12 protein-coding genes are annotated in these 9037 nt (G+C 70.9%); 4 read left to right on the top strand and 8 right to left on the bottom strand.

Annotation, left to right across the window (positions count from 1 at the left end):
* Window positions 1–6 precede the first annotated feature (6 nt).
* The 3 genes from ID554_RS31495 to ID554_RS09490 all read right to left on the bottom strand — a co-directional run bounded on the left by ID554_RS31495 (window position 7) and on the right by ID554_RS09490 (window position 1071).
* Window positions 7–147: a hypothetical protein gene (locus ID554_RS31495; RefSeq protein WP_199489272.1), complete on the bottom strand. Its 141-nt coding sequence runs from the start codon at window positions 145–147 to the stop codon at window positions 7–9.
* A gap of 42 nt (window positions 148–189) precedes the next feature.
* A complete protein-coding gene (locus ID554_RS31490) occupies window positions 190–432 on the bottom strand; it encodes a hypothetical protein (RefSeq protein WP_223884504.1) in 243 nt (80 codons plus the stop codon).
* A 93-nt stretch (window positions 433–525) separates the two neighbouring features.
* On the bottom strand, window positions 526–1071 hold the full coding sequence (locus tag ID554_RS09490; protein WP_233527464.1) for an NmrA family NAD(P)-binding protein: 546 nt from the start codon (window positions 1069–1071) through the stop codon (window positions 526–528).
* Between ID554_RS09490 and ID554_RS09485 the strand changes: the two genes are divergently transcribed.
* The gene (locus tag ID554_RS09485; RefSeq protein WP_223884643.1) at window positions 991–1425 is read left to right on the top strand and encodes a winged helix-turn-helix transcriptional regulator; all 435 of its coding nucleotides are present in this window, start codon (window positions 991–993) and stop codon (window positions 1423–1425) included. The two genes, ID554_RS09490 and ID554_RS09485, sit on opposite strands and share 81 nt — an antisense overlap.
* A 62-nt stretch (window positions 1426–1487) precedes the next feature.
* Here ID554_RS09485 and ID554_RS09480 read toward each other — a convergent pair whose 3' ends face one another.
* Window positions 1488–2087: a ClpP family protease gene (locus tag ID554_RS09480; RefSeq protein WP_117230091.1), complete on the bottom strand. Its 600-nt coding sequence runs from the start codon at window positions 2085–2087 to the stop codon at window positions 1488–1490.
* A 233-nt stretch (window positions 2088–2320) separates the two neighbouring features.
* On the bottom strand, window positions 2321–2995 hold the full coding sequence (locus ID554_RS32745; protein WP_317985221.1) for a helix-turn-helix domain-containing protein: 675 nt from the start codon (window positions 2993–2995) through the stop codon (window positions 2321–2323).
* Between the two features lie 157 nt (window positions 2996–3152).
* Here ID554_RS32745 and ID554_RS09470 point away from each other — a divergent pair, with 157 nt between their 5' ends.
* On the top strand, window positions 3153–4166 hold the full coding sequence (locus ID554_RS09470; RefSeq protein WP_117230079.1) for a potassium channel family protein: 1014 nt from the start codon (window positions 3153–3155) through the stop codon (window positions 4164–4166).
* 13 nt (window positions 4167–4179) lie between these two features.
* Here the strand turns inward: ID554_RS09470 and ID554_RS09465 are convergent, their stop codons facing one another.
* Window positions 4180–4662: a MarR family winged helix-turn-helix transcriptional regulator gene (locus tag ID554_RS09465; RefSeq protein ID WP_223884503.1), complete on the bottom strand. Its 483-nt coding sequence runs from the start codon at window positions 4660–4662 to the stop codon at window positions 4180–4182.
* 83 nt (window positions 4663–4745) lie between these two features.
* Here ID554_RS09465 and ID554_RS09460 point away from each other — a divergent pair, with 83 nt between their 5' ends.
* Complete coding sequence (locus ID554_RS09460; protein ID WP_117230077.1) at window positions 4746–5387, top strand: FMN-dependent NADH-azoreductase; 642 nt, start codon at window positions 4746–4748, stop codon at window positions 5385–5387.
* Window positions 5388–5453: 66 nt separating this feature from the next.
* Here the strand turns inward: ID554_RS09460 and ID554_RS09455 are convergent, their stop codons facing one another.
* Together ID554_RS09455 and ID554_RS09450 are read right to left on the bottom strand one after the other, a co-directional pair.
* Complete coding sequence (locus tag ID554_RS09455; protein ID WP_117230076.1) at window positions 5454–6488, bottom strand: 2-oxoacid:ferredoxin oxidoreductase subunit beta; 1035 nt, start codon at window positions 6486–6488, stop codon at window positions 5454–5456.
* Complete coding sequence (locus ID554_RS09450) at window positions 6481–8328, bottom strand: 2-oxoacid:acceptor oxidoreductase subunit alpha (RefSeq protein ID WP_117230075.1); 1848 nt, start codon at window positions 8326–8328, stop codon at window positions 6481–6483. The genes ID554_RS09455 and ID554_RS09450 overlap by 8 nt, the downstream gene beginning before the upstream one ends.
* A 329-nt stretch (window positions 8329–8657) precedes the next feature.
* On the opposite strand from ID554_RS09450, the gene ID554_RS09445 reads away from it, so the two are divergent.
* Window positions 8658–9035, top strand: coding sequence for an NADH-quinone oxidoreductase subunit A (locus ID554_RS09445; RefSeq protein ID WP_117230074.1), 378 nt, complete (start codon window positions 8658–8660; stop codon window positions 9033–9035).
* The last annotated feature ends 2 nt before the right edge of the window (window positions 9036–9037 follow it).

Raw genomic sequence — 9037 nt, 5'->3', positions numbered from 1 at the left:
CGGTCGTCAGGAGCCGGGCAGGGTGCCGTAGCTGTTGCGGTAGACCTTGCCCGGCTTGGGGTGGGTGAACTTCAAGCCCGCCCACACCTCGTCGACGCGCAGGCAGGTGCTCTCGACCAGCCCGAAGTCGTAGCCGATCCGGATCACACTCTTGAGCTCCAGGTCGGAGCCGAGCCGGCCGCCCTTGGGTCAGGAGAGCCAGAGCATGCCGCCCCGGCGCAGGTGCTCCCGCAGCACCGGGAAACGGTGCCGCATCTCCTCCTGCGTGGTGACGAAGAGGTGCAGGTAGTCGAACTCCCCGGTCAGCGAGTCGGCGACCGCCAGCTCGGGCAGCCGCAGCGCCTCGACCGCTGATGCGGGCGCCGCGTCCAGATAGGCCCGGCTGCCCGGCATGACGCCCATCTTCTGCGCCACCGTCCGACCCGACGTCACTCGTTCCCCCGTTGTCTGTGTCATTCCGCGACGCTAACCCGCCCCTGTGACAACGGCCCGCCGCCACCGATGGCGACGGCGGGTCGTCCGTGGTCAGAGCGCGGTGCGGATCGCCTCGGCGAGGGTCACCGGCGGTCGGCCGATCAGCGTGGCCAGGTCGTCGCCCTCGACGTACAGCTCACCCTCGGCGGCACCCCGGTCGGCGTCGACCAGCACCTCCACGTACCTCTCCACCGGCAGGTCCAGGTAGCCCACCTCCCGACCGCTCTGCCGGGACACCTCGGCGGCCAGCTCGCCCAGGGTGAACGCCGGACCACCCAGCTCGTACACCCGGTTGGTGTGGCCCTCGTCGGTCTGTTCGGTGGCGCGGTGCTCGGTGGCGAGGATCAGGCTGGACGTGTCGGCCTTCGGGATGCTGGTGTAGACGACCAGCCCGACACCGGCCTCCGTGGCGGCGGCGACCACGTTGCGGTGCTGCGCCACCCGCCGGCCCACCTCGCTGCCGGAGACGAACATCAGCTTCTCGGCACCGGCGAACGCGACCCGCAGCGACTCGGGATCGTCGTAGTCCGCCTGCCGGACGGTGACGCCACGCCCGGCCAGGTCGGCGAGGCGGGCGGTCTCCCGGCCGAGCGCCACGATCTGCCCGGCCGGTACGCCCCGATCCAGCAGGTCCTCGACCGGATCGGGGACCGGTGGAGCGTCCTGGTGGTGCTGACCCTCGCGAACGGCCCCAAACGGTACGGCGAGCTGGCCCAGCGGATCGACGGGGTGAGCCAGAAGATGCTCACCCAGACCCTGCGCGGCCTGGAACGCGACGGCCTGGTCACCCGCACCGTGCACGCCACCGTCCCGCCCCGGGTCGACTACGAGCTCACCGACCTGGGGCACGACCTGCGGTCACTGGTGGCCGGCCTGGAATCCTGGGCGACCGACCACCTCGCCGAGGTGGAGGCCGCCCGCGCCCGCTACGACGCCCGCCAGCAGGCGTAGCCACCGTCCTGATCCAGCGGGTCGGCGCGGCTGAGCGCTCGACCCGCCAGGCGGCGTGGCCGCTAGCCGGCGGTCAGGGGCGTCGGGAGGTCGGTGGCGGCGCGGACCACCTGGTCGATCAGGCCGTACTCGCGGGCCTCGTCGGCGGTGAACCAGCGGTCCCGGTCCCAGTCGCTTTGAACCTCCTCCAACGGGCGACCGCTGTGCTGGGCGATCAACTCCAGCATGGTCCGCTTGACGTGCAGCATGTTCTCCGCCTGGATGGTGATGTCGCTGACGGTGCCGCCGAAGCCGCCGTGCGGCTGGTGCATCACCACCCGGGTGTGCGGCAGCGCGTACCGCTTGCCGGCGGCACCCGCGCAGAGCAGGAACTGGCCCATCGAGGCGGCCAGGCCCAGCGCCAGCGTCGCCACGTCGTTGCGGACGAAGCGCATCGTGTCGTAGATCGCCAGACCGGCGCTCACCGAGCCACCCGGCGAGTTGATGTACAGATGGATGTCCCGGTCCGGGTCCTCCGCCGCGAGCAGCAGGATCTGGGCGTTGATCCGGTTGGCGACCTCGTCGGTCACCTCGCTGCCGAGAAAGACGATCCGCTCCCGCAGCAGCCGCTCGTACACCTGGTCGCCGAAGGTCCGCTGACCGTCGTCCAGCATCGTGACCATCTCGTCCACCTCCACGCGCCGCCGGTGGGCGACCTCCGCCGCCCGGGAACCGGCCCGTCCAGCGTGCGCCGCCCGGGTGGCCGTTCCCCAGCACTTCTGCCCGGGGCAGATCCGCCCATGGCAGAACGGTCCCGGCGAGCAGCCGGGGTGGCCAGCCGGGTGGGCAGTCGGGGCGGCGGCCAGTCGGCGATCTCGTCGAAGGCCACGTCGACGCGCCTGACAGCGTAGGCGGATCAGCTCGACAGCGGTTGCAGATGGCGTCCTGTCGTGGCGGACCTGGCCTGGTCAGGACTGGTGACGTCGTCACCGGCGTCGACCTCGGTGGCGTCGCCGAAGACGATGACGCGCAGACCGCCACGGAAGCCGAAGCCGCCGACCGGTCCGGCAGTGACACCACCGGCAACGACACTTCCCGCAGCGGTACCACCGATGCCGAACTCGCCGCCCAGTTGCGTGAACCCCCCGATCGCCGCCGTCCCGGCGCCGCCCCGAGAGCCACCGCCCAGGCCGCTGCCGAGGGACGCGGCGTCGACCAGGGTGCTGCCGAACCCGATGCCGCCGAACTGCGCGACCGGGTGGGCGAAGCCGTCCGTGCCGCGCGGGACGGAGGCGGTGGGGTCGCCACCCCGGACGGCCGGGACGTAACTGCCCTGGGGGGTGGTCGGGGCGGGCCGCTCGACCCGGCGCAGCTCGTCGCGTACCTCTCCGAGCAGGTCGGAGAGCGGAAGGCCGAGCGCCCGGGAGACGGCGCCGAGGACCTCGGAGGAGGCTTCCTTGCGCCCCCGCTCGACCTCGGAGAGGTAGGGCACCGACACGCCGGCGGCCTCGGCCACCTCGCGCAGCGTGCGGCGCTGTCGTTGGCGCTGGCGGCGCAGGACCGCACCGATCACCCGTCGCAGCAACGTCATGCCGGGGCCTCACTCTCGCCGGTCTGCGCTGACCGTTCCCATCATGCCGGGCTGCCGCCCGCCGCGCCGCCCCTCGCTCCGCCACCCCGCCGTGCGGATCGGCGGGCAGGGGCTATCTTGTGGGCGTGCAGTCGACCGAGTCGGGCCAGGCCCCGCGGTGATCCACTTTCCCGCGCAGCGTCGGGGCCCGCTCAGCGCGTTGAGTATGCGGCTGGCCGCCGCCGTCGGACTGGTGCTCGCCGTGGTGACGGTGGTCTACCTCGACCGCGACGGGTACCGGGACGTCAACGAGGACGGCATCACGCTCCTCGACTGCTTCTACTACGTGGTCGTCTCGCTCTCCACCACCGGGTACGGCGACATCACCCCGGTCAGCGACTCGGCGCGGCTGATCAACGTCCTGTTCATCACGCCGGCTCGGGTGCTGTTCCTGATCATCCTGGTCGGCACCACTCTCGAAGTCCTGACCGAGCAGTACCGGACCGGCCGCCGCCTGCACCGGTGGGAGAGAAAAGTGAAGGATCACGTCATCATCTGCGGCTACGGCACCAAAGGCCGTAGTGCGGTCTCGGCGCTGCTGGAGAACGGGTTCGAGAAGTCCCGGATCGTCGTGGTGGAGCGCAACGGCGCGGCGCTGCGGCAGGCCACCACGAACGGGCTGGTCGCCATCGAGGGCTCCGCCACCCGATCCTCGGTGCTCAACCAGGCACACGTGCGGACCGCCAAGGCGGTGATCATCGCGACCGACAGCGACGACGCGTCGGTGCTGGTGGCGCTGACCGTACGGCAGCTCACCGCCGGTCAGGTCCGGATCATCGCCGCCGCTCGGGAGGCGGAGAACGCGCCGCTGCTCAAGCAGAGCGGTGCGCACCACGTCATCGTCTCGTCAGCGACCGCCGGGCGTCTGCTGGGCCTGTCGACCTCCGCGCCACCGCTGATCGACGTGGTCGAGGACCTGCTGACCCCCGGTCAGGGGATGGCCCTGGCCATGCGGTCGGCGGAGCGGAACGAGGTGGGCCGGAATCCGCGCGAACTAAAGTCCCTGGTGATCGCCCTGGTCCGGCGCGGCAAGGTGGTCACGCTGGCGGACCAGGCGGGCGCGGTGGTCGAGACCGGCGACATGCTGGTGCACGTACGCGACGACCGGCCCACCGCCAACACGTTGCCCTGATCGCCGAGCCGGGTCAGCAGAGGACGTCGGGGTTGTCCCGGATGGCCTCCGTGCAGGTCGCCGGCCCGCCGCTGCTGGCTCGCCGCAGCAGGTCGTAGAGCGTGTCCCGCTCGACGGGGTCGAGTGCGGCGAGCACGTCGTCCTCGGCGCTGGCCAGGGCGCACTCGGCCTCGTTGAGCCGCTTCGTCCCGTGCTCGGTGAGGCTGACCACGTGCCGGCGGCGGTCCTCGGGGGACCGGCGACGCTCGACGAGATCCGCCGTCTCCAGGTCGTTGAGCAGCCCCACCACGTTCGTGCCGTCGAGTTGCAGGCTGCCCGCCAACGCCTGCTGACTCATCTCGCCGGCCTCCCGCAGCACGGTGAGCGCGACCAGGTGGCGGGGGCGTAGGCCGAGCGGTGCCAGCACCGACTCCGATCGCAGCCGCATCCGGCGGGCCAGGAACTCGAGCAGGGCGCCGGAACGGCGCTCCCTGTGCTCGCCCGGCCCGGCAGTCATGTGACCGAGTTTACCCCCACCACGAAACATTGGCCTGCTATAAATAGTTGGCGCTACACAAGCCATCTGTGAGGGGTTAGCCAATGCCGCACCTGTTGCACATCGACTCGAGCATCCGGGGAGAGCAGTCGGTCAGCCGCCGGCTCACCGCCCGCGCCGCCGCCGCGTGGCAGGCCGCGCACCCCGGCGGCACGATCACCTACCGCAACCTCGGCAAGGAGCCGCTGCCGCACCTCGACGAGGCCACCGAGACGGCCCGGCGGACGCCGCCCGACCAGCGCACCCCGGAGCAGCACCGGATCTGGGAGCTGACCGAGCAGGTGGTCGCCGAGGTGCGGGCCGCCGACACCGTGCTGCTCGGTCTGCCGCTCTACAACTACGGCGCGCCGAGCAGCGTGAAGAGCTGGGTGGACACGCTGATCGCGCCCGGCCTGTCGTACGACCCGGCCACCGGCGCAGGGCTGCTCGGCGGCCGGGAGCTCATCGTGCTGGCCGCCCGGGGCGGCGGCTACGGCTCCGGCACCCCGCGCGAGGGCTGGGACCACGCCGCACCCTGGCTGCCGCACGGCCTGTCGATGACCGGCCTGGAGCCGAGGTTCATCGGCTGCGAGCTGACCCTGGCGTCGAGCGTTCCGGCCATGTCCGAGCTGATCCCGCTGCACGAGGAGAGCCTCGCGGTGGCGCAGCGGAGCATCGACGAGCTCTGGGTGCCGGCCACCGTCTGACCTGGTACGCAAAACGGCCGGGCCGCCCACTCGGGAGCGGCCCGGCCGTTCAGGTGACTCGGTGGGTCAGAGGATCGTCCAGGTGTCGCCGCTGCCCAGCAGGCCGGCGAGCTGCTGCTCCGGAGTCTCGGTGACCGAGGCCCGGGCCTCGTCCAGTTGCGCCTGGACCACGCTGTCGTACGACGGACGGCGCACCGACCGGAACACCCCGATCGGAGTGTTGCGCAGGTCGAACCCGGGCAGCCGGGACAGCGCGAAGGCGTACGCCGGGTCGTCGACCGTGGTGTCGTGCACGACGATCTCCTCGGCCGGGGTGGACGCGGTCTCGCGGACCTCCAGGCCGAAGCCGCGCGGCGGGTGCACCACGCAGAACTGCCCGTCCTTGCCGAACGTGATCGGCTGACCGTGCTCCAGCCGGACCAGGTGGTCGTCGCGGACGCCCGGGTCCTTGAGCTGCTCGAACGCGCCGTCGTTGAAGATGTTGCAGTTCTGGTAGATCTCCACGAAAGCCGATCCCTCGTGCTCGGCCGCAGCCCGCAGCACCGACTGGAGATGCTTGCGGTCCGAGTCGATGGTGCGGCCGACGAAGGTGGCCTCCGCGCCGAGCGCCAGCGACAACGGGTTGAACGGCGCGTCCGCCGAGCCGACCGGCGTCGACTTCGTGACCTTGCCGACCTCGGAGGTCGGCGAGTACTGCCCCTTGGTCAGGCCGTAGATCCGGTTGTTGAACAGCAGGATCTTGAGGTTGACGTTGCGGCGCAGCGCGTGGATCAGGTGGTTGCCGCCGATGGAGAGCGCGTCACCGTCACCGGTGACCACCCAGACCGACAGGTCCGGACGGGAGACCGACAGGCCACTGGCGATCGCCGGGGCGCGCCCGTGGATCGAGTGCATCCCGTAGGTGTTCATGTAGTACGGGAAACGCGACGAGCAGCCGATGCCCGAGACGAAGACGATGTTCTCCCGGGGGATGTTCAGCTCCGGCATGAACTGCTGGACCGCCGCGAGGATCGCGTAGTCACCGCAGCCGGGGCACCAACGCACCTCCTGGTCGGACTTGAAGTCCTTGGCGGTGAGCTTCAGAGCGACGGGCTCAGACATTCTTCAGGACCTCCTCCAGCATCGACTCCAGCTCGGCGGCGGTGAACGGCAGGCCGCGGACCTGGTTGTAGCCGATCGCGTCGACCAGGTAGCGGGCCCGGATCACGTGGGCGAGCTGGCCGAGATTCATCTCGGGGATGACCACCCGGTCGTACGCACTGAGCACCGTGCCCAGGTTCGCCGGCATCGGCGCGAGGTGACGCAGGTGCGCCTGGGCCACCGGCAGCCCGCGCTGGCGCAGCGCGCGACAGGCGGCACCGATCGGGCCGTACGTCGAACCCCAGCCGAGCACCAGCACCCGGGCGTCGCCGTCCGGGTCCTCCACCTCGACGTCCGGCACCGGGATCGTCTCGATCCGGGCGGCCCGGGTACGCACCATGAAGTCGTGGTTCGTCGGGTCGTACGAGATGTCGCCGGTCTTGTCGGCCTTCTCCAGCCCGCCGATCCGGTGCTCCAAGCCGGGGGTGCCGGGCACCGCCCACGGGCGGGCCAGCGTCTGCGGATCGCGCAGATACGGCAGGAAGGTGGTGCCGTCCTCGCCGTTCGGCGCGGTGGCGAACTCGACCCGCAGGTCGGGCAGGGACTCCACCTCCGGCAGCAGCCACGGCTCGGAACCGTTGGCGACGTAGTTGTCCGACAGCAGGATCACCGGCGTGCGGTAGGTCAGCGCGATCCGCGCCGCCTCCAGCGCCGCGTGGAAGCAGTCCGACGGCGACTTCGGCGCGATCACCGCCACCGGCGCCTCGCCGTGCCGCCCGAACAACGCCATGTTCAGGTCGGCCTGCTCGGTCTTGGTCGGCATGCCGGTGGACGGTCCGGCCCGCTGCACGTCGACGATGACCAGCGGCAGCTCCAACGCCACCGCGAGCGAGATCGTCTCGCCCTTCAACGCGACACCGGGACCGCTGGTGGTGGTCACCCCGAGCGCGCCGCCGTACGAGGCGCCCAGCGCCGCGCCGATCGCGGCGATCTCGTCCTCGGCCTGCATCGTGGTGACGTTGAACCGTTTGTGCTTGCTCAGCTCGTGCAGGATGTCCGAGGCCGGGGTGATCGGGTAGGCGCCGAGGAAGACCGGCAGGCCGGAGCGGACCCCGGCGGCCACCAGGCCGAGCGAGAGCGCGGCGTTGCCGGTGATGTTGCGGTACGTGCCGGGCGGCATCCTGGCCGGCTTGACCTCGTACCGGACGGCGAAGTCCTCGGTGGTCTCGCCGAAGTTCCAACCGGCCTTGAAGGCGGCGATGTTGGCGGCGACCAGCTCGGGACGCTTGGCGAACTTGCGCTCCAGGAACCGCAGCGTGGAGTCGTACGGGCGGGAGTACATCCAGCTCAGCAGGCCGAGGGCGAACATGTTCTTGGCCCGCTCGGCGTCCTTCTTGGACACGTCCTGGTCGGCCAGCGCACCGATGGTCATCGAGGTCAGTGCCACCGGGTGCACCGCGTACCCGGCGAGGCTGTCGTCGTCGAGCGGGTTGCTAGCGTACCCGACCTTGGCCAGGTTGCGCCGGGTGAACTCGTCGGTGTTGACGATGATGTCGGCCCCGCGCGGCAGGTCGGCGAGGTTGGCCTTGAGAGCCGCCGGGTTCATCGCCACCAGTACGTTCGGCGCGTCGCCGGGCGTGAGGATGTCGTACTCGGCGAAGTGCACCTGGAAGCTCGACACACCCGGCAGGGTGCCGGCGGGTGCCCGGATCTCGGCCGGGAAGTTGGGCAACGTGGAGATGTCGTTGCCCAGTTGCGCGGTCTCGGAGGTGAACCGGTCACCGGTCAGCTGCATGCCGTCGCCGGAGTCGCCGGCGAACCGGATGACCACCCGCTCCAGTTGGCGGATCTGCTTGCTCACGGCCGCACCCCGCTCCGTCGTGCGTGGCCCGCTCGGCTGAACTGGATGGTGACCTCGCCTTGCCCGGCCACGAGACCTCCTTGACGCGCCGCTGCACCGGCCGTCCGCGAAGGGGCCGGCCCGCCTGTCATTCCTCACCCAGAGCCTACGTCGGATCGGGTTCCCGCCTGCCCCGGAGGTCCGCCGACTGGGACTGGATTGTGAGGGTCTATGCGGCCCCTTGGGGTGTTTCGCCCGGCACGCCGTAATCCAGATCACCGCCCAATCCGGGCGGACCGCCAGGGATTGACCCGACCCGCCGACGGTTCCCGCCGGTAGGCTGATCGATCGTGACCGGTTACCTGGGCTCGTACGCGACGCTCGGGCTGTTGCTGCTCGCCGGCGTCCTCTTCCTCGTGGTCGCCTTCTCGGCCAACCGGGTGCTGCGCCCGGCCAGCCCGGCGGACCCGCCCGGCAAACGAGCCAACTACGAGTGCGGCGTCGACCCGGTCGGCGGCGACTGGGCGCAGATGCAGATCCGCTACTACGTCTACGCCTACCTGTACGTGCTGTTCGCGGTCGAGGCGGTGTTCCTCTTCCCCTGGGCGGTGGTCTTCGCCCGGCCCGGCTTCGGCCTGGTCACCGTGGTGGAGATGGCGATCTTCGTGGCGGTCCTCGCCCTCGGCTTGCTCTACGCCTGGCGTCGCAAGATCCTCGACTGGACCTGACC

The organism is Micromonospora craniellae (genome assembly GCF_014764405.1).
Lineage (GTDB): Bacteria > Actinomycetota > Actinomycetes > Mycobacteriales > Micromonosporaceae > Micromonospora > Micromonospora craniellae.
This window is presented reverse-complemented; position numbering and strand designations above follow the sequence as displayed.

Bases quoted from the DNA above. Each gene is read 5' to 3' on its own strand.
- ID554_RS09480 (WP_117230091.1), bottom strand. From the start codon at position 2,087: ATGGTCACGATGCTGGACGACGGTCAGCGGACCTTCGGCGACCAGGTG.
- ID554_RS32745 (WP_317985221.1), bottom strand. From the start codon at position 2,995: ATGACGTTGCTGCGACGGGTGATCGGTGCGGTCCTGCGCCGCCAGCGC.
- ID554_RS09465 (WP_223884503.1), bottom strand. From the start codon at position 4,662: ATGACTGCCGGGCCGGGCGAGCACAGGGAGCGCCGTTCCGGCGCCCTG.
- ID554_RS09460 (WP_117230077.1), top strand. From the start codon at position 4,746: ATGCCGCACCTGTTGCACATCGACTCGAGCATCCGGGGAGAGCAGTCG.
- ID554_RS09455 (WP_117230076.1), bottom strand. From the start codon at position 6,488: ATGTCTGAGCCCGTCGCTCTGAAGCTCACCGCCAAGGACTTCAAGTCC.